We start from the raw sequence: 23315 nt of genomic DNA, 5'->3' as shown, positions 1-23315 counted from the left end.
TGAACCTGATCGAAATCCTCTGGCACCGCTGCAAGCACTACTGGCTCACCCCGGACGACTATCGCACCGAGCAAACCCTACGCGACAAGCTCGACTACCTCATGCCCAGAGTCGGAACTGAGTATACGGTTACTTTTAGCTGACCACTTACCAGCGTGCCAGCACCCGTGGGGTCGTTTTGCTGCTGAGAATTGGGCCGGCCAGGCGTGGCATACCCCACGCTGCCGGCCGCCGAGTGGAAGTTCGCAGCCACGCTAGCACCCGCGGCACGAATCCGTTCCAACGATACACCATTCACGTCGTCTAGCAGCGTCAAGTGTTGGGAGGTATTGTAGGCGTAGCGGTCTAGCACCATGCCCTGGGCATCCTGCACTACCACAGCACCGGCATCATCCGGGAAAGTAGGTAGGGCTGGCAGAGTAAGGAGGGCATCTGGGTTGGTACTAGTAGGGTATTGACTTTGCACTACATCGGGGCGGGTAGTGAGCACCACTAACTGCCCCGGTCCTAGCATCACTGCGCTGGCGCTGATGGGCTCAGTATCCAGGGTCTTATCGGGCTTTTCATTGCCCAGTTCCCAGCCATGCAGGTCCACGTACTTGGTGGAGCGATTCAGCAGCTCCACGAAATCTACGCCACCCGTGCGGGGGTTGAACAGGATTTCGTTGATGACTACGTCGCCCGCGACGGCCGGTACGGGCACCGCAAAGGTAGCCGAGGTAGCAGGGCCGGCAGCATTTCCCACGCAATCGGTAATGCGTTGCACCGTCACCGTCAGCGGCTGGTTTGGGGTAAGTGGCGCACCTAGTGTGAGGTCCACGGCGCGAAAGTCGGGTGACACGGGCGCCGCGCGGGTGACGGCTATGGTGGGCGTAATAGCGTACAGAGTAGTTGTAGCAGCGGTGGCGCTATCTAGCTTTTCGGCAAAGAATAAGCGGACAGTAGTTGTGGAAACAGCTAGGGCACGGAGCAACGTGGGGGCCGTGCGGTCGGGGTTGGTAGCGCGTACAGAGTTGGCACGGCCGGGTGTACCCCCACTAGCATCTGTACTAGCTCGCCAGTTGGAGCCGGCAGCGCAAGGAGTGGCCGTATCTATCATTTCCAAAGTCCAGCCGCCGTCTTTTTTGCGCGCATCTTGGTACCACGCGTCAGCATAGCTTACCTCGAACAAGGTGCGACCATCTTTGGCGCGAAGTATTAACTGGTCGCCGGCATTACTAAGACTAGGAAAGTTACTTAGCCCGAACACTTTACCGTAGTTAGCAAACTGCGCACCGCGCGTGCTTGCGCATACCACGGCATACTCACCGGGTAGCAGTACGGCGCCAGCTGGAAATACCGCAGCCGTGCTGCTACCCGGCTTTAGCAGCCGCACGCCCGCCAGGTCTAGCACGGCAGTAGCGGAGGGATTATGCACTTCCATAAACTCCGAAGTAGGCAGGCCCACTACCGGGCTTTCATCGGCTAGCAGCTCCGTAATGAGTAGTTGATTAATCCCAGGCGCCACAGGAAACCCATTGTTCTGGAAGCTTACCGATAGGGAGCCAGCCGCCGTGTTGCCAAATACGTCGGTTGCGTTGCGCGCTTCCACCGTAGTGGCCCCCAATGGCAAGTCGGCGGCTAAGGTTAGGTGCACTACTGATGCGTCGGCCGCATCACGCGTGGCGGCCGTTATACGGGGGGCTCCCGCTCCGGCCAGCTGGTAGTTGGTGGCAGCTTGGGTAGCTGTTACTGGTTCGTTGAACGCCACATCAAGCTGCCGGGCAGCCGTAGCAACAGCCCGCGTGAGCACGGGAGCAGTAGCATCTGTTACGCGAAAGTCATCGAAGTAAAACGCCCGACTATTGGCCGATGAGTACGTAGCATAGACGCCGACATAGGCGCTCCGCTGGTGGGTAGCGTCGGTGGCAGTGCCCTCGCTCACGTAGGTAGTGCCACCCGCTAAGTCGCGCTCCAGCGTCCACTGGTTTTGCACGTTGCGCCGCACCCGCACGCGTACCAAGTTGTTGGTGGTTGAGCTAAGTGTGGCATCCTGCCCGTTGATGACGTATATGGGGCTACCTGAGGCATCTTTCCGGAACAGGGCTACTTCATCGGTGGTGCCACCTAAGCGCACAAAGTAGCCTTTAGTGCCCGTAGCTTTCAAGTCGGCTTGGTCGGCCATAAGCCACACGTCGGCGTAGTTGCCGCCGCTAGTCGCCAGCTTGAGGTTAACCCAAAACTCCCACGTTGTGCCGGTGCTTGCTGTGCAGGGAGTGAGGAGTTGCAACTCGGTGCCGGTAGTGGCTGGGCCACTGGTTTGGAGCTGCTGAGCCGCGTTTACTTGAAAGGATGAGGCGTCGCCCGTCCAGGTTGGGTTCTGGGTGAAGTTGCCGTCCGTAAAGGACTCCACAAGCTGCGCAGTAGCCGGACTAGCACCGGCGCATAATAGTAGCAGTAGTAATAGTTTCACGCGAAATAAAGCCTGATGAATTGCCGAAGTGCAGCTCCTATTTTACCCAAGGAACAGTTCGGAGCTACAGGGTGAAATATACCACAATTCATGATGTACCTTTACCTCCGACAAATACCTAAACCTCATGAAAGTAGCCGTAGTAGGCGCCACCGGCTTGGTCGGGGGCGAAATGCTGAAAGTACTGGCCGAGCGCAACTTCCCGGTCACTGAACTCCTGCCCGTGGCCTCCGAGAAATCGGTAGGTCAGGAAATTGAATTTCAGGGCAAAAAATATAAGGTAGTGAGCATGGACGACGCCATTGCGGCTCGTCCCGCCGTAGCTATTTTCTCGGCTGGCGGCTCTATCTCCAAGGAGCAAGCTCCGCGCTTCGCCGAAGTAGGTACCGTCGTTATCGACAACTCCTCCGCGTGGCGCATGGACCCCACCAAGAAGCTGGTGGTACCCGAAATCAACGCCAAAGAGCTAACGGCCGACGATAAAATCATTGCCAACCCCAACTGCTCCACCATTCAGATGGTGGTAGCCCTCAACAAGCTGCACGAAACCTACAAGGCCCAGCGCATTGTGGTGAGCACCTACCAGAGCGTAACGGGCACGGGCAAGAAAGCCGTAGATCAGCTTATGCAGGAGCGCTCCGGCGCCGAGGTAACGTCCCAGGCTTACCCTCATCGCATCGACTTGAACGTGTTGCCTCACATCGACGTGTTCGAGGACAATGGCTACACCAAGGAGGAAATGAAGATGGTGAAGGAGACCAAGAAAATATTTGGCGATGACAACATCCGCGTAACGGCTACTACCGTGCGCATTCCCGTAATGGGTGGTCACTCGGAAGCCGTGAACGTGGAGTTTGCCGAAGAGTTTGATCTGGAGCAAGTTCGCGAACTGCTTCGCCAGACCGAAGGCGTAGAGTTGGTAGACGACGTGAAAAACAACGTGTACCCGATGCCCAAAGACGCCCACGGCAAAGATGCCGTGTTGGTAGGCCGCCTACGCCGCGACGAAACCCAGCCCCGCACCCTAAATATGTGGGTAGTGGCCGACAACCTGCGCAAGGGTGCAGCCACCAATGCCGTGCAGATTGCGGAGAAAATGCTGGAAATGGGTTTGCTACAAGAATAAGTCTGATTGTTCTACTGCAGCCTACCTACAGGGGCCGGAGACTATTATCTTCGGCCCCTGTATTTTGCTATAGCACTTATACATAGCTAGGTACCCTCTTCTTTTTCTACTATAATAAGAGTAATTGTATACCTGGCCTTCGCGGCCACGCTTGCCCCCGGCAGTTGCGCTTCTATTCGTTAGCAAAAGCCGTTACCCCATTGCCATTGGCAGCGCACCGGTTGGTGCCAACATCACTATCACCGGCGGCCACAGCAAAGAGGTGTTTAGTGGTGTAGCCCTAGTGTCCATTACGCTAAAATCGGGCGCTGGCTACTTTGCCAAAGCCAGCTACCAGACCAAACTCTCGAAGCCTGGCTTAGATGACAAAACGATGAAGCTGGAGGCCGATCTTAGCGGCTGGTACTTTAGCAACCGCCTGTTCGGAAGCTTGATTGGTTTGCTGATCGTAGACCCCACTACCGGAGCCATGTATCGGATTTCCGACAAAGCAATGTAAGGCGTACTAGTACCTAGCGCCCAGAGCTTCAACCCCGTTGATAAAACTAATCTGCGCGCTAGGTCCCTAGATGAAGCTCCGACTAGCCTGCGCGACAAAATGGTTCTGGTGCAGCGGTAACTACTACTTAGGCTTCATAAAAAGCCCTCTTGGCAGAGCCAAGAGGGCTTTTTATTTTCTTCTCATAGATTCAATGGCTGTTGCTGATATCGGCACAGCAAATCCTTACTTCCCAAATACCAGCTCTGCAAAGCCCTCAATGGCTTTGCGCGTGTCGGTGGGGCGCTCCAGAAACCCGACGTGCCCCACATTGGCTAGCCAGAGTACGGTACAGTGGTCGGGGAGCAGGCTTTCCTCGTGCGTCTTTTCCAAGGGCACCGCCTTATCGTCTTTGCCAGCAATAAACAGGACCGGGTAGGTAGCCCTTTCCAACACCGAGCGCCGGTCGGGGCGGCGAGCTATGGCGTCTATTCCTCCTAACGCCGTTTCCAAGGGTACAGCGGCCCCAATGCGTTGCAACATTTCCAGATGGTTAGTCATCGACTCGCGGTGGGCAGCTGCAAACTGCGGCTTTAGAAACTCCTGCGTGAAAGCCGCTACCCCGTGCTGCTGCAAAAACTCTCGGTTACGCTGGCGCCGTTCTGCATCCTCCTCCGCATCGGGTAGAGAAGAGGAATGAAACAAACAGAGTCCTGCTACCTGAGCCGGAAACTTCTCAGCAAAGGCCAGGGCCACGTAGCCCCCCATGCTATGGCCCACTAGCAGCACCTCATGCGCGCCCTCCTTCTTAAGTGTTGCTTGCAGGTAATCGGCGGCGGCTTCCAGGGAGTAGTCGGCGGCCGGTTGGGGGTCGGGGCCGTAGCCAGGCAGGTTAGGACGCAGTACGCGGTAGTGCGAGGGGAAATCTGTTAGAAACTCGTCCCAAATTTCGTTGCTTTCTAGGAAGCCGTGCAGGAAAACGATAGTAGCCGGGGCTTTGCTCATGAGTAGTGCTGAAAAAGAAGGACCACCCAGCATCCTAGGTGGCCTCTGCTCCCTGTACGAGCAAGCAATGGCAGTCGTTAAGGCCGAGCTACCGACCTGTAATTCCGTATATCGCCTCAGCAAAAGCCAGCAGGGCGTGGCGCGTGCGCTCAGGCTCTTCGAAATACCCTAAGTGACCCACATTGCTTAGTAGCAACGCATAGCTCTCAGCAGGTAAAGCAAGCTGAGGCAGCAAGCTTTCTACAGCCACGGCCACGTCATCTTTGCCACCGATAAAAAGCACCGGAAAACGAGCCTCGCGTAGCAAGTGCGTGCGGTCGGGCCGGTTTTTCATGGCTTCCAGCCCGCCCAACACGGTAGCTTCTGGTGTGTCCCGGCCAATAGCCTCCAAGAACGCCTGCTGCGCTGCCAGCCGCTCCCGGTTGGCAGGCGCAAACAGGGGCCGGATAAAGGAGTCCATAAACTTCCCTACTCCATGACGGAGCACAAAGTCCTTGTTCTTGTCCCGGTTAGCCTTTTTCTCATCGGTATCAGGTAAGGCAGTGGAGTGAAACAGTACCAAGCCGGCCACTGTATCGGGAATTTCCTCGGCTACCGCCAAGGCCACGTAGCCGCCCATGCTGTGGCCCACTAGTAACGCCTGCTCCACGTTTTGCTGGCGCAGCTGCTCCGCCACGTAGCGGGCCTGCGCTTCCATAGAGTAGTCGGAACCGTCAGAAATGTTGTCGCCGTGACCCAAAAGGTCGAGCGTAAAAAGTTGGTAGCCGGCCGGAAACGCACGGATAAACTCCGTCCAGATGGCGCGCGATTCGGCGAAGCCGTGCAGGAAAACGATGGTAGGCTGGTGAGATGACATGCTAGGCGTATACGTTGTTGATAATCAGAGCAACAAAAAAACGTCGTGTCGGACTTATCGGGGCATCTTCACGACCGATGTTGCTGTAGTGCGTTACTATAACAACGAGGCGTAAAGATGCTGCGGTAAGCCCAGCACGACGTTCTTGCGTGGCCGTTTGATCAACGGCTTAGCTTAGCAGCTTAGGCAGCTACTTCTTCTTTCTGCTTGATCAGCTGCACGCTGGCCGACAGCTTCACGTCGTCGCCGAGCACGATAGAGCCAGCTTCGGTTACGGCGTGAAAGGTCAGGCCAAACTCTTTGCGGTTGATTTTGCCGCTGATTTCAAAGCCGGCCTTTTCGTTGCCGTAAAAATCGTTGGCTACGCCGCCGAATTCTACATCCAGCGTCACGGGCTTGGTTACGTCCTTCACGGTCAGGTTGCCCGTCAGCTTGTAGTCGCTGCCCTTTTGGGTTAGCGAAGTCGAAGTGAAGGTAATCTGAGGGTAGGTAGCAGCGTCGAAGAAGTCGTTGTTGCGCAGGTGCTCGTCGCGCTGCTCCTGGTTGGTATCGATGCTGTTCACGTCCAGAGCAAAGCTCACTTGGGCGTTTTCGAAGCTGTCATTCTCCGTTACAGCTTGGCCTTCAAACTTCTTGAACGAGCCCGTAACGGTAGAAATAACGAGGTGCTTGATTTTGAACTGTACTTCGGAGTGGGTGGGGTCAATTACCCAAGTGGTAGTAGCCATAGTAGTAGGCGTTGCTGTTGATGACACTGGAAGACTCTGGAGCATCTGCGCCGCTGAATCTGGGACAAATGTAGAGACATTTATTTGATTGATGTACCTACATGAATAAATATTTTTTTGTTCCCTTACTTCAGTAAGAACCCCCTAATGCTGAAGGGGAAGCGTAGCCATTCACCCCATTTTCAGCGCAACGTAGGCTCCTTGCTATAGCCTGTGTTGCCCGACTGGATATAAGCAAAAAGCCCCACCAGACGAATCTGGCGAGGCTTTTTGCACAGGCAATCAGCTTATAGCAACACAGTTTCTACCGGGGCCTGAGCAACTACTTTACCGGCCAATTCACGCAGGGCACTGGCAATACCAGCGGCATCAAAACCACACTCTTTATAGAGCTCATCCTGAGTGCCGTGCTCCACAATGCGGTCGGGGATGCCGAGGCGCTTCACGGGTAGGCTGTATCCATGATCGGCCAAGAACTCCAACACGGCGGCACCAAAACCACCGGGTAGGCATCCATCTTCTACCGTCACAATGCCTTTATACTGACGAGCAATGTTGTGCAGCATTTCCTCATCCAGCGGCTTACAGAAACGCATATCGTAATGACCTGGGTTGAGGCCTTCGGCGGCGAGCTGTTGAGTAGCTTTCACGGCGTAGTTGCCGATGTGACCGATGCTAAGTACTGCTACTCCTTCGCCCTCGCGCACCACACGGCCCGTGCCAATGGTAAGCTTTTTCAGCGGCTTGCGCCACTCCGGCATGACGCCTTCGCCGCGGGGGTAACGGATGCTGAACGGGCCGGCGTTTTCGGGCAGGGTGGCCGTGTACATCAGGTTGCGCAGCTCTTCCTCATTCATGGGGGCCGATACCACCATGTTGGGGATGCAGCGCATATAGGCTAGGTCGTAGCAGCCGTGGTGGGTAGGACCATCGGCACCGGCAAAACCAGCGCGGTCGAGGCAGAAAACGACGTGCAAGTTCTGCAAAGCCACATCGTGCAGCACCTGGTCGTAGGCACGCTGCATAAACGAGGAGTAAATGTTGCAGAACGGCACCAAACCCTGCGTGGCAAGGCCAGCGGAGAACGTAACGGCGTGCTGCTCGGCAATGCCCACATCGAAGGCGCGGTCGGGCATGGCCTTCATCATGATGTTCAACGATGAACCCGACGGCATAGCCGGCGTCACACCCATGATCTTATCATTCTGCTCGGCCAGCTCTACCATTGTCTCACCAAATACATCTTGGTACTTGGGTGCTTGGGGGGTAGAGAAGGTCTTTTTGTGAATTTCACCGGTTACCTTATCGAAAAGGCCGGGCGCGTGCCATAAGGTTTGGTCTTTTTCGGCCAGCGCGTAGCCCTTTCCTTTCACCGTTACGCAGTGCAGGATTTTGGGCCCCGGAATGCTCTTGAGGTCGTTGAGGATAGTAGCGAGGTGCTGCACATCGTGGCCATCCACGGGGCCGAAATAGCGGAAGTTCAGCGCCTCAAACAGGTTGCTCTGCTTAAGCAGGGTAGCCTTCATGGCCGACTCTACCTTGCGGGCAATCTGCTGGGGATTGGGGCCGAACTTTGAGAGCTTGCCGAGTACATTCCACAGCTCATCACGCACCTTGTTATACGTGCGGGACGTTGTGATATCGGTGAGATATTCTTTGAGCGCGCCCACATTGGGGTCAATGCTCATGCAGTTATCGTTGAGGATAACCAGTAGGTTGGATTTCTCTACGCCCGCGTGGTTGAGCGCCTCAAACGCCATACCGGCCGTCATGGCACCGTCGCCAATTACGGCAATATGCTGACGGTCAAATTCTTTCTTGTAGTCGGAGGCTACGGCCATGCCTAGTGCGGCACCAATGCTAGTGGAGCTGTGGCCCACGCCGAAAGCATCGTACTCACTTTCGCTGCGCTTCGGAAAACCCGACATACCGTGGTAACGACGGTTGGTAGGAAACCGGTCGCGGCGGCCAGTGAGAATTTTATGACCGTAGGCCTGGTGTCCTACGTCCCACACTAACTGGTCGTAGGGCGTGTTGAAAACGTAATGCAGAGCTACCGTTAGCTCCACTACTCCTAGCGAGGCCCCAAAGTGTCCGCCGTAAATCGATACGGAATCAATGATGAACTGCCGCAGCTCCTGGCTTACCTGAACCAACTGGTCTGGACTGAGCTTCTTGAGGTCGTCGGGCGAATTAATCTCCGCCAGCAGGGCACCAGGTTCGACAATCATGTGCAAGGAGTAGAAAAGAGAGATAAGTAGCGAAGCAACAACAAAATAAGCCAGAAGGTTAAGCTGCTTCTAGTTATCTGGTATCGTCAACAGGCAAAGGTACGGGTTTTCCGGTCCGACGGATGAACCGTTGAGTTACGAAATTCCGCCTACGTGACTACTAGGCAAAGGCAAGTTAAGCTACGTACCGGCTGCTGGCGGGAAAGTAGTGCTCTTTTGCTCAGCGAGTAACACCCGCGCGGCAGAACTAGTAAGGACAAATACGGGGTGGTCCTGTTGGACCAATATGCCTGCTGTTTTCGGCGCGGTGCGAGGAAGCAGGCTCACTTGTAGCAGCAATTAACGGCGGTTTAACATCCTCCCCTGCCCTAATCCGTACCTTTACCACGCACCCATTTCGCCCCCATGCCCCAACTCACGGAAACCCAAGCCGAAGATCAGCAACTGCTCGATAAACTGCGCCCCTCGCGGATTATTCTGCCGGTGCTGATTGGATTGGGTGTAGTAGGGTTCATGTTCTGGCGTAGCTACAAGCCCGGCGACCTGGCTCCCCTAGCCAACGCTAAGCCAGTTTGGCTATTGATTATGCTGGCCGTCCTCGTGGCCCGCGACGCGGGATATGTGTACCGAATTCGCTACCTCACCCAAAAGGTTTTGAGTTGGCGAGCCGCCCTAGATGTTATCATGCTCTGGGAATTTTCGTCGTGCGTGCTGCCCTCGGCCGTGGGGGGTACGGCCGTGGCGCCGGTGTTGCTTCACAAGGAAGGCATTCCGCTCGGCAAGTCGGTAGCCTATATCATGGCCACGGCCATGCTCGACAACCTGTATTACGTGCTGGCGGTGCCACTGGTGGTGCTGATTGGGGGCGACGCCCTGTACCCGCACGAGGCCTTACAGGGCGGCTTGGTTGCTACGTTGCGGATAGCATTTATTGCGAGCTACGTCTTTGTATCGGCCTACGCTTTTCTGATGGTGTACGCTATCTTCGTGAATCCCAGATCAGTACGCCGCCTATTTATCCGGTTGTTTTCTATTGCCGGCCTACGCCGCTGGCGTAATAAAGCTTATCAACACGGCAACGAGTTGGTACTAGCCTCAGCGCAACTGCGCGGCAATGGGCTGGCTTACTGGCTGCGCGCTTCCCTCAGCACGGCTTTCGTCTGGACGGCGCGGTATCTGGTTATTGGCTGTCTGATTTCGGCATTCATTGACGTAACCTGGGCGGAGTTCTGGCTGATTTTTGGCCGCAACCTCACCTATAAGGTTATCCTGCTCATTGCCATTACCCCCGGCGGCGCGGGCATTGCGGAGGGCGCCTTCCCTACCTTCTTCGGAAAGTTTATTGGCACGCCTACCATGACCAACTTCATGGTGCTGCTTTACCGCATTGTTACTTACTACCTCTACCTGGTGCTGGGCGCCATTTTCCTACCTCGCTGGATTACGCGCATCTTCGGAAAGCGTGACGCTGAGAAGGTGCTGCACTCCTAATTTCAGGTTATCACCTCTAACCAAAAGTGCCAGCCCAACTACTTGGGCTGGCACTTTTGGTTACGCAGCTAGGAAGCTGCGGCCCTTAGTTTGGAGGTGTCGGAGCGGGTATGAGTCGCTGATAGGTTTGCCAGAACTCCGGACGATAGGCTACTTTGGACAGCTGCCACAGAGGGCCACCCTGTACCTCTACGTTCGTTTTAGGGTCTGGCATGCGAGCCGCAGCAATGGTAGTGGGCGGGGCGTAGTAGATATCGTACGTTTTCTGGTTGTGAAAAGGCGCTCCACCTAGCACCCGACCCACGCTACTAGCCTGGGCCACGCTGGTAGCCGCGTAGTACCGACCCGTGGGAGCCTGTTGGTACATTACGACATGGGCAGTCCGATGGTCAGTGTACACTTGTCTGTACAAACGAGAAATATTATTGCCGCGGCCATAATACTTGTGAGCTATGGCATTATGCTCTGTCGTGTCGTTTTGCCATAAGGCTTCGTAGCGCACCACGGCGTAGTCCTGTTGCCGAACATACAACCGCCCTGAGTAACCACTGGTCTGGTACATGCCCGTTGCCCGGTGGCTAGCGCGCTTCACGGCAAAGCGAATCACGTAGTAGGTTTCGCCACCATGCTGCTCTAGGGTATCCAGCCACAGTTGGTATTTTCCCAATGTGCCGGCTTTGAACAGCGGGGAGATGCGTACCGGGTCGAAGCCCCCCGAAAACCCGTGCCCTCCCTCTAAGTACATGCTGAAGCTGGTGGGCTCAGTAGCGGGTGTTAGCACGTGCTTGTGCTCTACTTTCGTTACAGGCCTGGGCTCCAGGCTAAGAAAGCCGCCCGCCCAGTTGTGATAACCAGCCGGCACAAACTCTTGGCTCACATACTCAACCTCGTGCCGTAACGTATCGAAGCTCATGATTCGCCGGTGGCTGTAGGCCTCCTGTTGGTAGTCTTGCCGTTCGTAGTTCGTTGCTATAGCCTGGATTACCTTCTTCATTATCCGTTTAGGGTCCTGAGACTGGGCACTCACGCGCACGGCAGCAAGGGCAAAGGCAGCAGGCACCAAGCGTACCGTTTGAGTACCCGTAGCCTCGGCAAACATGGTAGCTGCTTCGTACCCAATGCTACTAATCTGTACCACCTCGCCCCGACCAACGTTCATCTGAAAACGGCCCTGGGCATCTGCTATAGTACCCGCACTTCGCGCCGGTACAGCTACCGTAGCAAACGGCACTGGTTGGTTGGTTTTGCGGTCGAGAACTATCCCACTGAGCGCAACCTGACTTCCTGACCTGACCATGGGGCGCGCCGCCGGGTTTGGGCGCCCTGGATGCGTAGCCTCCAAGATAGGGGCAGCCACCGGAGCAATTTCTTGTGCCGTTGCCCCCGTTTCCGGCACCACGGCGTGAGGCAGATTTACCGTTTTCAGGAATAAGAACCCATCCACTACCTCGCTCCATGGACCGGTGATAGGCGCGTACTCAAAAGCATACGTAGTGAGCTGCCTACCCGGTGCGGCCCGCTTCAGGCTGACAAAGCTGTAGTCGTGTCCTTGGGCTAGTAGCTCGGCTTCTAGTGTACCAGCCGCCGGAGTAGGTACTTGTTTGTGTTTACCCCAGTACCCAAAACCATACGTTCCGCCACCGGCCAGCGTGCCTAGCACATACACCGCATCGGGGCCCAGCGCAGCCTTCACGGCGCGGCCCATCGGTTTATACTCGCGCAGTTCAGCGTCTTGTAGTAGCTCGGTGCGGTTGGCAAGATGGGGCAAGGCACCCCAGCAAATCACCTTCTCCCGGGGGTGTTTGCGTAGATACCAGAGAAGGTTATCAGCCATCTGGGCGTCGCGCGGGTTACTATCAGCGGCCTTGAAGCTCGCCGAATCTTTATCGGCGGGGTCGTTGGTGGCGTAGTCGTGGGCTAAGGCCTGAATGCTACGCAGATTCTGAAGCCAAAATTCGGCCCGTTCGCGGCGCTTTGCATCTGAGCCGGCTGCTACCTTTTCGAGCAGCTTACGCGCTTTTCCTACTTGCCTATCAAACAAAAGAATCTGGTGAGACGGCGGAAAAATGAAGACTTCCCCCATGGTAGCCAAGCACTCATCTACATAGTCATAGGCAATATCTCCACTACCTTTTTCAGGCTTCAGGAAAGCTTCAAGCTCTTCTAGAAGCTCGTCCTGATGGCCGCTCAACTGGGAATCGAAGCCAGCTACCCGGAGGCCACCCTTTCCCAGAAGTGGCAGAATAGCCTGAAACTCCTGGGTCTCACTCCATACAGGATACACGCTGCTATGTACTACTTCACGCACGGGTTTGCCGGCCTCCAGTGCTTGCTGCGCTTTGTCTAGCTCGTAGAAGCTACTCTCGAATGCCACGGTAGTAAAGCTCATGCGCTGCTGCAAGAACTTTATCAGCCGGATTTTAGCTTCCGTCACATTCCCCTCCCCGTGCGTAGGCTCGCCAAGCATTACCACGCGGGCATTTCCTATTTCTGCGCGTAGAAATGCGAGGTCCTCGAAGCTGGAATCAGTAGGTGCGCCGCTGCGAATAATGTGAATGGGTAACGGGGCGTTGCTTGGTTGGGCCCACAGCCGGCTGGTGATGAGCAGGAACAGGAAGGCACTACTTAGCGCGCGGTATACACTAGCCATAGAAAGTAGCTGCTTTATAGAGTAATGAAGCGTAAGCTACGGATTCCGTGCTGGTGTCTTACTGCTTGTGGAAAGTAACGCCGCGTGTCTTTGCTTCGCCTTCAAACTGTAAGTAGTACGCCCCGGGTAGTAGGTGTTCTACCCTTAGATAAGTCGTACCGGGCTGGGTCTTTCCAGTCAGCACTACTTGTCCCAAGAGGTTCAGCACCTGGTAGCGCAGTGCCGCAGGGACCTGAATGGTCAGTTGGTCTTGCACCGGATTGGGGTACACAATGGCCAGGTCAGTAGCCCCACTTACTACCGCCACGGCAGAGAAAGTAGCAGTGCCCGTTACATCTACTTGGCGAAGGCGGTAGTACAGGGTACCGCTTTCGCGCGTTTCATCCATCCACGTGTAGTTGTGCGCAACAGCGCTATTTCCTTGCCCGGCCAGGGTAGCTACCGTGGCAAACTGCCCGTTTGCCGTGCGCCGCTGCACTTCAAACTGGGCGTTGGCTTGCTCCGTAGCGGTAATCCAGTACACCTGCACACCAGATGCTAGGCGTTGAGCGTCAAATTTGGTGAGGCTAACGGGCAATGGATTTTGACTGATAGACGCATCGGTGCTAGCCAACGCAAACCGGCCTAGCCCCGTCATTGGCCCCGACGTCAACGAACCCGAAACGTAGGAGCCTGCAGTAGCGGTGCCAGTGCTACCTCCACGCCCCACGCTGCTCCAGCCGCTACCGTTGTTGCGGGCTACTACCAGCGCGGAAGCTTCAGGATTGTTGACTTGGTCATCGGGTCCGAATGCCAGCGCAACTGTTCCCGCAAAGGCTCCTGGTGCTAAGCTTGGCTCCGCACTGATGGCAAAATGGCGTACCCGATTCACGCGCCGCAAGTCGCCGGTAAGCAAACCTGGCTCAAAGCTGCCTTCCGTTTGCACTGCCGTAAATGCGGTGGCTTGCGTTAGAGCAGTGATAGTAAGCACCAAGGGCCGGTAGGCCGTACTTTGGCTGGTAGGGCGTCCTAACGGAAACGCCAGCGTGGCGGGGCCAGCAGCCACACGCGCCACAGGACCATTAACGAAGCTGTTATCGGAGCCGCCGGTAGCATCGTTGAGCAGGGTGAGCATGTTGGTGGCATCGGTGGTGAGACGCCCAGCCGTGAGCTGTAGCACATTATTTACCTGCACGGAAGTAGCCAGCGTTACGCCGGCAGCGCTAGTGTTAGTAATCTGCAATGGCACATCGGCGCCCAGATAGCTGCCACTAGACGCTGGTCCTCCCCAAGCAGCACCACTAATACGCTGGGCAGTGCTGCCATTTAGCACTAGCCGGGCGGTGGTAGTACCACTAGTTTGCGGCTGAAACCGGAACGCACCTTGCACCACAATGTCGCCCGCCACCCGAATCTCACTATTTGTGGAAGCCGTGAACGTAGCTCCTGGCCCAACCACCAACTTACCCCGCACAACTAGAGGACTGGAACCACTACCCGTATAGTTGATAGCGTTTTGCCCCAGCCGACTGCGGAATAGTAGATTAGGATAGGTGCGGCCATTAATGGACACGGTAGCGCTCGACTGACTCTTGGCCCGAAACTCCCAAATACCGGCCTCGGTGCCCACCACTGCCGCCAGGTTTTCAACTAGTGCTGCGTGTGGTCGGTCGGTATAATGCCGGTACGTGCCCCCATTATAGAGGTAGAAAGTTGGGTTGGCACCTACCACGTCAATGACGCCTACGTCGCTAGCATTTGTCACAACGGCCTTGCTGTGGACGGCTAATGCTATTTCCGTAACGCTACTGCGGGTAAGACTCAGGGGCGCCGAGTTTGTATTGAGCGTTGGTATCTCAAAGAGAATCGAGTCGCCCGCGCCGGGGTTGAGCGTCAAGGACCGGATTCCTACCGCGGGGCTGCTAGTGGTGCTCGTAGCACCCCTCGGAACTAACAGCACCGTATAGCGTCCGGCAACTACGGCGTGGTCGAGGAGCACATCATCATTTTCAGTCGGCACGGCATCTCCTACCCAGTTCTGAGCATCAAACCAGCTACTGCTACCCGCACCGCCGTCCCAGCGCACCACGGGCGATATTACAAAGCTGCTGCTACCCGACGTGCCACCACCAGGCCCAGGGTTGACTACCGTAATGGTGGCAGTGCCCGCCTTCGAGACAGAGCTAGCCGGTACGCTAGCCGTTAGCTGCGTTGCACTCACAACTGTGGTGGCTAGGCTAACTCCGTCCAGCTGCACTGTGCTACCACCAAAAAATCCGCTTCCGGTTACTGTGAGAGCAAAGCCATTGCTGCCCTCCGCTATACTGGTTGGGTTAATGCTCGTCAGTACCGGCACGGGATTTAGGGACGAAACGGCCTGTATCTGCACGTTGTCGATGCGTAGCGTGCTGGTACCAGATGCCCCGCTAGCCAGCAAACGCAGAATAATATTCGACTTATTATTGAGAGCATAATACCCTGATAAGTCCACGACGTGCTCAGTAAAGCTGCTTACTACAGTGCTCGTCACGGCGGGCAGGTCAGTAAACGAACTGCCGCCGTTGGTACTGAAAGATACCGTTAAGGTAGGCGCCCCACTGGCAGGATGTTGCTGCTGGTAGTAGAGTTTATAGGAAGAATAAGTGGGTAGGCTAGTGCCTCCAAGGGTAAACTCAAAGTACCGGCTGTTATTCCCGCTGGAGTTATTCATGCCTAATGCCTGCCCCGCAATACTGGTTGCAGTGAATGCGGCAGCCCCCGTACCGTTGCCATTAAACGTCGTGAAGGGTTCAGTAGAAGAAGCCGTAGCCGTCACGTTGGGAGCCAGCACGGGCGTAAGCTCTGCATAACTAGCGCCCGAGTTGAAGGTGTAATTGACGATTGTGGTTTGAGCGAAACTATCTACTGATTGAATAAAGAAGGTGGTGAAAAGGCTTGCTAGCAGCAGCACTTGTTTCATGAGTAACAGGCAATAATGTAGATGAATAGCAATAAGTCGGTTCAGCAATATAACAACCTGATAGCTACTTCCCTTATACCTCTCCCAATAAGCCTTGCTAACACGCGCTTCTACTAGTTGAATAGAATGCTTTCGTTGCTAAAGCAGAATTTTACGGGTGTACTACAAGCAAAACAAAAGGCCTTCTGCTGGTAGCAGAAGGCCTTCTCATTACAAGGGCCGCTATGGCACCAAAATAGCACTCTAATTACTCTTTCTCGAGCCGTAGTTCAGCACCGGTAGGAGCTTTGAGCGTCAGCTTGTCGTCCGTCAGAGTTACGACATCAAAGGTGTTGCTTTCAGCGGCACCGTCGGGGGTCATAGTGATTTTCTTACCTGCTTGGTCGAACGTGTATTTGCCGTTTACCGCACCTGCAACCGAGGTCATATTATACTGGCCATTGGCAAAGAACTGAATACGGTCGTCTTCCTGCGCATCAGTTTGCTTTACCTTATCACCGGTGGAGCTGAGCTCTTTATCGGTTTTCCAGGTTTTGCTTTCGGTGCCATACAGCATGTTTACGCCTTCTACTTTACCTTCTTTGCTACCGCAAGAAGTCATGAACAATGCCATGAGGACGAGCAGGCTAGCAAGGTAGCGGAGGGGAGTGAATTGGGTTTTCATGGGAGTAGGGAGTTGGTTGGAGAATACAGATGTAACCGCTGGGCTAGGGCCCAACTTGCGCTTCTTACGGCGGGTTGTTGCAAGATGTTCTGGTATGTACTGTTGAGTTTATACTACGTACAACCTAATTGCAAGCCCGGCGTAAGAAGGCCTACAGCGCCAATCATCCACCTGATACTCGGTGCTTTCCCCCTCACTTTTAATTACCTACTACTATGGGACTGTTTGATTTTCTTTCCAACGACGGCGATAAAAAACCTGTTCAACCAGCTGCAAAACCCGCCGCTGGTGGGGCCACCGATTTCTTCGGCAACGCTGGTAACGCGGCCAAGCCTGCTGCCCCCACCGCAGCCGCTGGCGATACGTATACCGTAGTAAGTGGCGACTCGCTTTCTAAGATTGCCAAAAATCACTACGGCGACGCCGCCAAATGGCACCAGATTTATGATGCCAACAAAGCAACTATCGGTTCTAATCCTGACCGCATCGAGGTGGGCCAAGTACTTACGCTGCCGAAGCTGTAAGCAAGCCCTTCTCTTAGTAATATCCTAAAAAGCCATCCTGCACAGGATGGCTTTTTTTGTACTCTGGCGCCTAGCCGGGTGGTAGAAAAATCGTTGTCCGTGCTATAATCTGCTGGCCAAGTCAACAAATATTTTCTTTATCAACTAGTGGAGCACTGTTCCACAGCCGCCCAAACAGGCACGTAACACGCTGGCACAAGCACATATATAGCCTAATCGTGGTATAGTGAGGCAGCCACGAGTAGAAAATATTTTTTTCACCTAAGTGTTGCATATGTCAAAACCACTGCCATACATTTGCAATACCAACACGGTACTCCTCTGCTAGCGGCAGAGAAGTTTTCATAGGATTTATACAGAAGTGGCGAGAGAACAGGCTCCGTGACCCACTGGCAACCATCGACCGCGCGAAAGGTGCCAATTCCTGCCCGACCCGGCTTCCGCCGAAGGGGCATATAACTCAGAGTACCATGGAAAATCTATTCGCTTTCGCCCTTATTCACCCATCTGCCCCGGCCGCCACGCTGCGCTCCGGCTTGCTGATGGATTCTTGCGTTGCTTTCACCGCCACTGCGGCCTCAGCTACTGCCCGAATGCGAATGCGCTGCTGTTGCAGCGCCTGCTACTAGTCGCCTAGTATTCGCGACCTAGCTCCTCCTCTTTCCCTGGCTTTGCTGGTGGTGCCCTTGTGCGGCACGCCACAGCCTTTGCGCAAGTCAACCTACTAGCTTCCACTTAGTTCTGCTGGCTCTACTGCGCCCTGCTGCTCTTCTACGCGGCTCCCTTCCCCTACAAATCTGAATCTTCTTCTTCCCGCTACTCTCTAAACTCAGCATTGCCATGTCGACCCAAAACTTCCACTTCGAGACGCTCCAACTCCACGCCGGCCAGCAGCCTGATCCCGTAACTGGCTCCCGGGCGGTACCCATTCACCAGACTACTAGCTACGTCTTCAAAAATGCGGAGCACGGAGCTAATCTGTTTGCGCTGAAGGAATTTGGCAACATCTATACTCGCTTGATGAACCCCACCACCGATGTGTTCGAGCAGCGCATTGCCGCGCTGGAAGGTGGAGTTGCAGCACTAGCAGTATCCTCGGGGCAGGCAGCTCAGTTCATCGCACTGAACAACATCCTACAGGCGGGCGACAACTTTGTGAGCACTACTCACTTGTATGGCGGCACTTACAACCAGTTCAAGGTAGCTTTTAAACGCTTGGGTATTGAGGTACGCTTCGCCGACGGCGACCAGCCCGAGAAGTTCGAAGCCCTGATTGATGACAAAACCAAGGCTATCTACCTCGAAACCATTGGCAACCCTAGCTTCAGCGTGCCCGACTTCGAGCGCATTGCGGCCATTGCCAATAAATACGACCTACCCCTGGTAGTAGACAATACTTTTGGGGCGGGCGGCTACCTGTTCCGCCCACTGGAGCACGGCGCGCACATTGTAGTAGAATCGGCTACTAAGTGGATTGGCGGCCATGGTACTAGCGTAGGTGGGGTAATCGTAGACGGTGGCAAGTACGACTTTGGCAACGGCAAGTTCCCACAGTTTACGGAGCCTTCTGAAGGATACCACGGTTTGGTGTTCAATGATGTATTCGGTAAGAATGGCCCCTTCGGCAACATTGCCTTCATCATTCGGGCCCGGGTAGAAGGGCTGCGTGACTTTGGTCCTTCGCAGAGCCCATTTAATGCCTTCTTGTTGCTGCAAGGCCTGGAGACGCTAAGCCTACGGGTGGAGCGCACCGTAGAAAATACCTTACGCGTAGCTACCTGGCTCGAGCAGCACCCCCAGGTGGAAGCCGTAAACTACCCCGGCCTGCAAAGCAGCGCCTACTACCCACTAGCCCAGAAGTACCTAACCCGGGGTGCAGGCGGCGTGCTCACCTTCGCCATCAAAGGCAACAAGGAAACGGCTACCCAATTCATCGACAACCTGAAGCTGGTAAGCCATTTAGCTAACGTGGGCGACTCCAAGACGCTGATCATTCAGCCCTCGGCTACTACCCACCAGCAGCTCTCCGAAGAGGAACAGCGCGCTGCCGGGGTAACACCTACTCTACTACGCCTATCGGTTGGCATTGAGCACTTCGAGGATATCCGTGCCGATCTGGCCCAGGCATTTGAAGCGGTGCGCAACGCTACTCCGGCCCAAACGGAAACAACGGGTACTCTGCTGCCCGAGCCAGAACTCGAACACGCCGCCACGCTGGAGGTCTGAGACCAAGAGAGGGGTTGAGAGGCCGGTCGCTCAGGAGAGCGGCCGCGCATCAGACTCCAGCTAGCGGTTTGCGGGCAGTCCAGCAGCTTTTTTGTGAGAGAGGGAGCCGCTGACGATACTGCCCGCACCCAGCCGGGGCTGAGCTGGTATAGAACTAGCTCAGCCCGCGGACTGGGATTCTACCCGACTATTGCACTGCTTACCATGGCTGATTCCGAACAACAGGTATTCCGACTACCCCGGCCGCTCCGGCTGGAAAGTGGCGCCGTTTTGTCGCACGTGGAAGTGGCCTACCATACATTTGGCCGCCTCAATGCCAGCCGCGACAATGTAGTTTGGGTGTGCCACGCCCTAACCGCCAACGCGGAAGTAGAAAGCTGGTGGCCCGGCCTATTTGGTGTTGGCACTCACTTCGACCCCGCTGATTGGTTTGTGGTGTGCGCCAACGTACTAGGCTCCTGCTACGGCAGCACTGGTCCGCTCACTTCAAATCCCGAAACGGGCACTGCCGCCTACCACGAGTTTCCGTTGCTTACCATCCGGGACTTAGTAACGGCACACGAAGCACTGCGGGAGCACTTGGCATTACCCCGTGTTCATACGCTTATTGGCGGCTCTTTGGGAGGCCAGCAGGCAGTGGAATGGGCCATTCAGCGGCCTTCTCTCTTCGAGAACCTGGTACTACTAGCCACCAACGCCCGGCATTCGGCCTGGGGCATTGCGTTCAACGAAGCACAGCGCCTCGCCATCTTCGCCGACCCAACGTACGAGCAAGCCACTCCTGACGGTGGCGCTGCCGGTTTGCGCGCTGCCCGGGCCATGGCCTTGCTCAGCTACCGCAGCTACGATGCGTACGGACGCACGCAAACCGAGCCCAACGACGAAGTACTGCAGGATTTTCTGGCTAGCTCCTACCAGCGCTACCAGGGCGACAAGCTTGTAGCGCGCTTCAATGCCTACAGCTATGTGTCCTTGTCTCGCAGTATGGACTCGCACCACGTTGGTCGTGGCCGCGGTGGGGTGGCAACTGCCTTAGGCCGCATTCAGGCACGCACATTAATTATTGGTATTTCATCGGATGTGCTGTTTCCGCCCGCAGAGCAGCAGGTACTAGCTCGCCACATTCGGGGAGCCACGTACGCCGAAATGGATTCAGCCTACGGCCACGACGGTTTCTTGATTGAAACCGCCCAAATCACGCACTTTCTCGAACGGTTTTATGTCCAAACCTACGTTCACTAAGTCTGCGCTGCCTCAAGCGGCTGCTTCGGTATCTTCTACTCCCGCCGCGCAAGTGTGGCAAGTAGGACTGATCGGCTTCGGCTGCGTAGGCCAGGGCCTCTACGATATCCTGCAGCAGCAACCCAACGCTAGCTTTGCCATTAGCCGCATTGTGGTAAAGAACCCTACCAAGGAGCGCATTCTGCCAGCCGAGCGGTTTGAGTTCGACGTTGATGCTCTGCTAGCCGACGACTCGCTGGACGTATTGGTGGAGGTAATTGACGACGCTGAGGAAGCGTTCCGAGTTGTGGCCGAAGCCTTGCGCCGGGGCCGCCGGGTAGTTACCGCTAACAAGGCCATGCTGTCGCGCCACTTGCCGAAGCTCGTGCAGCTACAGCGTGAAGGTCGAGGCACTTTATTATACGAAGCGGCCGTGTGTGGCAGCATCCCCGTGATTCGTACCCTGGATGCCTACTTTGGGGCTGAGCCCCTGCGCCGCCTCACGGGCATCCTCAATGGCTCTTCCAACTACGTGCTGACGCGCATGGGCGAGCAAGACTCCGAGTATGCCCCCGCCTTAGCTGAAGCGCAGGCCAAAGGCTTTGCTGAAACCGACCCCAGCCTCGACATGGGTGCTTTTGACCCCCGCTCGAAGGCAGTGCTATTAGCGGCTCACGCCTACGGTACTTTCCTACAGCCTGAGCAAGTACTCAACTTGGGTATTGAAGGCATCAGCGCCGTTGATATTGCCTTTGCCACCAGTCAGGGCCAAAAAATTAAGGTGGTAGCAGGCTTGCAGCGCCTACCTGATGGTCGGGTAACGGTGCTCGTGACGCCCCAGTTCGTGGGCCCCGAGTCGCCTCTTTACACTGTAGACCACGAGTTTAACGGGGTAGTTATTGAAGCCGATTTTGCCGGCGAACAGTTTTTGCGCGGCCGCGGTGCTGGCGGGCACCCTACCGGCTCGGCCGTACTAGCTGATTTGGCGGCGCTGCGTCAGGGCTACGCTTATCACTACCCCAAAGCCACCGCCCCCGCCCCCGAGTACGCCTCCGACCTAGAAGTTGAAATTTACCTACGCACCGACGAGGACCGTCTCGTTGATGTACTAGATTTCAGTGAGATTTCGGAAGAAGCCGACGAAGACGAATACGTGGTTGGTTACGTTGCCCTCGAAAACCTAGTGCGCCACCGAGACCTCCTGCGCAAGTACGGCGCGTTTGTGGTTCGCACGGGCCGTCTCCGGCCTATCAGCACCGCTGTAGCAGCGGCATTGATAGAAGAAGAGTCTTTGTAAGCACTAGTCCGTGCCAATGACTTAGGTAGCCCCTCCCACTGCATCAGCGGCGGGAGGGGTTTTGGTTTGCTGGCTAATTGATTTCACTGCCCTTACTTCTTAGGCGGAGCGGTAGCTGGTGATGGCGGAGTTGGGCTAGCTGGGGCAGTAGGCTGGGGCGGAGTTGTCTCGGAAGTTTCCTGTCCTACTGGTATAGTTGGAGCAGGCAGGAGCGTGTCCTTCGGGGCAACCGTAGCTTGAAGGACAGTAACTGGCTTCACTACCAGCGTATCGGGCTTTGGCGCTGGCTGCGGGAGAACTGGCACTGCCCGCGCCCGCAATAGGGCCACTGGACGGGGCTGGGGCTTGAGTGCCGCGGCCAGCAACGGCCCCGGCAGCCCCACCCCGAGCAGGGGACGTAGGAAGTCGCGGGCAGCCACAAAAGCAGTATCGAGGTAGGCTGGCTCTACGGAGTAGGGTACGTGCCCAGCCCCACGCAGGCGCCGAAGCACATTGGGAACTCCCACAGCAGTAGCCCGCTGACTAACCGCCCCACCCCCGTACACCCGCTGAGCAGGGAGCGGACTGCCTACAAAGCCCCGGCCATAGGGAACCAGCCCGTCGCGGGTGCCGTGCACGTTGCATACGGGTACATCGCCAGGCTGTAGCCAGCGCAAGTTGGCTAGGGCGCCACACAGGTTGATCACGCCCCGCGGGCGGCTGCTGTAGCCAGCATTACCCCCGTTGCCTTCTAAGCCTCCGAAGTCAGCTATGTGCAAATAAGCTGGTACTTCCGCTGGTTTATCGAGGTAGGCGGTAAGCAAAGACATAAACCCGCCCGCCGAGGAGCCACCCACGAAGATGTACTGCGGATGCACCCGAAACCGGCGCGCCGTAGCGGCATCGTGGCGGAAGAACCGGATAGCGGCGCGCATATCCTGAGTTCCGCGGATGGCCGCCCGCCCAATGCCGACGGTATCGAAGGGAAAGAAGTACAGGCGATAGTCGATGCTGGCTGTCACGTAGCCCAGGCGCGCCAACCGGGTACAGAGCGTAGTCATCACGGCATCGTCGCGGGTACCGGTTAGGAAGCCTCCTTCATGGGCAAATACGATGAGGGGGCGCCGCCGCACAGTATCGCCCAGCGGCTGGTACACATCCATGTAGAGCGGCTGCGAGCGGCCAATAAGGTCGGAGGCATGGGCAAATTCTACGTTGCGCAAAATTTGCACTTGCCGGAACCGGGGCCGGTGGTAGCGCCCTCCAGTTGTATCAATCTGGGCGTGGCCCGGTGTGGTATCTAGCAGCAACCCAACCAGCAAGGCTAGGAGCAATACGTACTTCATGCGAGTATAAGAAAGCCGAGACAACAGGCTCGGATAGTAGTCTTCCGGTAAAGATACCGGAGGGCCACCGGCTATACTCCGGCTCAGCTGCATATTCTACTAG

The 23315-nt window shown here is 56.0% G+C and carries 16 protein-coding genes and 1 riboswitch; of the genes, 7 read left to right on the top strand and 9 right to left on the bottom strand.

Features of this window, described 5'->3' with window-relative positions:
• Window positions 1-94: 94 nt before the first annotated feature.
• On the bottom strand, window positions 95-2452 hold the full coding sequence (locus CHB83_RS22500) for a lamin tail domain-containing protein (RefSeq protein WP_089334389.1): 2358 nt from the start codon (window positions 2450-2452) through the stop codon (window positions 95-97).
• 127 nt (window positions 2453-2579) lie between these two features.
• Between CHB83_RS22500 and CHB83_RS22495 the strand changes: the two genes are divergently transcribed.
• Window positions 2580-3578, top strand: a complete 999-nt coding sequence (locus tag CHB83_RS22495; RefSeq protein ID WP_089334388.1) for an aspartate-semialdehyde dehydrogenase — start codon at window positions 2580-2582, stop codon at window positions 3576-3578.
• 151 nt (window positions 3579-3729) lie between these two features.
• Window positions 3730-4077, top strand: a complete 348-nt coding sequence (locus CHB83_RS22490; RefSeq protein ID WP_143437255.1) for a hypothetical protein — start codon at window positions 3730-3732, stop codon at window positions 4075-4077.
• Window positions 4078-4302: 225 nt separating this feature from the next.
• On the opposite strand, the gene CHB83_RS22485 is transcribed toward CHB83_RS22490, so the two are convergent.
• The 4 genes from CHB83_RS22485 to dxs all read right to left on the bottom strand — a co-directional run bounded on the left by CHB83_RS22485 (window position 4303) and on the right by dxs (window position 8876).
• Window positions 4303-5061: an alpha/beta fold hydrolase gene (locus CHB83_RS22485; RefSeq protein WP_179225612.1), complete on the bottom strand. Its 759-nt coding sequence runs from the start codon at window positions 5059-5061 to the stop codon at window positions 4303-4305.
• An 88-nt stretch (window positions 5062-5149) separates the two neighbouring features.
• Window positions 5150-5917, bottom strand: coding sequence for an alpha/beta fold hydrolase (locus tag CHB83_RS22480; RefSeq protein ID WP_089334385.1), 768 nt, complete (start codon window positions 5915-5917; stop codon window positions 5150-5152).
• Window positions 5918-6099: 182 nt separating this feature from the next.
• Window positions 6100-6645: a YceI family protein gene (locus CHB83_RS22475; protein ID WP_089334384.1), complete on the bottom strand. Its 546-nt coding sequence runs from the start codon at window positions 6643-6645 to the stop codon at window positions 6100-6102.
• A gap of 287 nt (window positions 6646-6932) precedes the next feature.
• A complete protein-coding gene (dxs, locus tag CHB83_RS22470; protein ID WP_089334383.1) occupies window positions 6933-8876 on the bottom strand; it encodes a 1-deoxy-D-xylulose-5-phosphate synthase in 1944 nt (647 codons plus the stop codon).
• 405 nt (window positions 8877-9281) lie between these two features.
• Between dxs and CHB83_RS22465 the strand changes: the two genes are divergently transcribed.
• On the top strand, window positions 9282-10367 hold the full coding sequence (locus CHB83_RS22465; protein WP_089334382.1) for a lysylphosphatidylglycerol synthase transmembrane domain-containing protein: 1086 nt from the start codon (window positions 9282-9284) through the stop codon (window positions 10365-10367).
• A gap of 85 nt (window positions 10368-10452) precedes the next feature.
• Here the strand turns inward: CHB83_RS22465 and CHB83_RS22460 are convergent, their stop codons facing one another.
• From CHB83_RS22460 to CHB83_RS22450, 3 genes are all read right to left on the bottom strand, one after another.
• The gene (locus CHB83_RS22460) at window positions 10453-13017 is read right to left on the bottom strand and encodes an erythromycin esterase family protein (protein WP_089334381.1); all 2565 of its coding nucleotides are present in this window, start codon (window positions 13015-13017) and stop codon (window positions 10453-10455) included.
• Between the two features lie 58 nt (window positions 13018-13075).
• Window positions 13076-15955, bottom strand: coding sequence for a T9SS type A sorting domain-containing protein (locus tag CHB83_RS22455; RefSeq protein ID WP_089334380.1), 2880 nt, complete (start codon window positions 15953-15955; stop codon window positions 13076-13078).
• A 247-nt stretch (window positions 15956-16202) separates the two neighbouring features.
• Window positions 16203-16619 (bottom strand): lipocalin family protein, encoded by a 417-nt coding sequence (locus CHB83_RS22450; protein ID WP_089334379.1) that lies wholly within the window; start codon window positions 16617-16619, stop codon window positions 16203-16205.
• 215 nt (window positions 16620-16834) lie between these two features.
• On the opposite strand from CHB83_RS22450, the gene CHB83_RS22445 reads away from it, so the two are divergent.
• From CHB83_RS22445 to CHB83_RS22430, 4 genes are all read left to right on the top strand, one after another.
• Window positions 16835-17143 carry a LysM peptidoglycan-binding domain-containing protein gene (locus CHB83_RS22445; protein WP_045689744.1) on the top strand — a complete coding sequence of 103 codons (309 nt, stop codon included), beginning with the start codon at window positions 16835-16837 and terminating at the stop codon, window positions 17141-17143.
• Window positions 17144-17491: 348 nt separating this feature from the next.
• Window positions 17492-17605: riboswitch (SAM riboswitch) on the top strand.
• Window positions 17606-17983: 378 nt separating this feature from the next.
• Window positions 17984-19369, top strand: a complete 1386-nt coding sequence (locus CHB83_RS22440) for an O-acetylhomoserine aminocarboxypropyltransferase/cysteine synthase family protein (protein ID WP_089334378.1) — start codon at window positions 17984-17986, stop codon at window positions 19367-19369.
• Window positions 19370-19573: 204 nt separating this feature from the next.
• Window positions 19574-20611: a homoserine O-acetyltransferase MetX gene (metX, locus tag CHB83_RS22435; RefSeq protein WP_089334377.1), complete on the top strand. Its 1038-nt coding sequence runs from the start codon at window positions 19574-19576 to the stop codon at window positions 20609-20611.
• On the top strand, window positions 20589-21887 hold the full coding sequence (locus CHB83_RS22430) for a homoserine dehydrogenase (RefSeq protein WP_089334376.1): 1299 nt from the start codon (window positions 20589-20591) through the stop codon (window positions 21885-21887). The genes metX and CHB83_RS22430 overlap by 23 nt, the downstream gene beginning before the upstream one ends.
• Window positions 21888-21979: 92 nt before the next feature.
• Here CHB83_RS22430 and CHB83_RS22425 read toward each other — a convergent pair whose 3' ends face one another.
• Window positions 21980-23212, bottom strand: a complete 1233-nt coding sequence (locus CHB83_RS22425; protein WP_179225611.1) for an alpha/beta hydrolase — start codon at window positions 23210-23212, stop codon at window positions 21980-21982.
• Between the last annotated feature and the right edge of the window lie 103 nt (window positions 23213-23315).

This window comes from Hymenobacter mucosus (genome assembly GCF_900188255.1).
In the GTDB taxonomy this organism is placed as follows: domain Bacteria; phylum Bacteroidota; class Bacteroidia; order Cytophagales; family Hymenobacteraceae; genus Hymenobacter; species Hymenobacter mucosus.
Note: the sequence above shows the minus strand (reverse complement) of the source record. Positions and strands in the feature narration are given on the sequence as shown.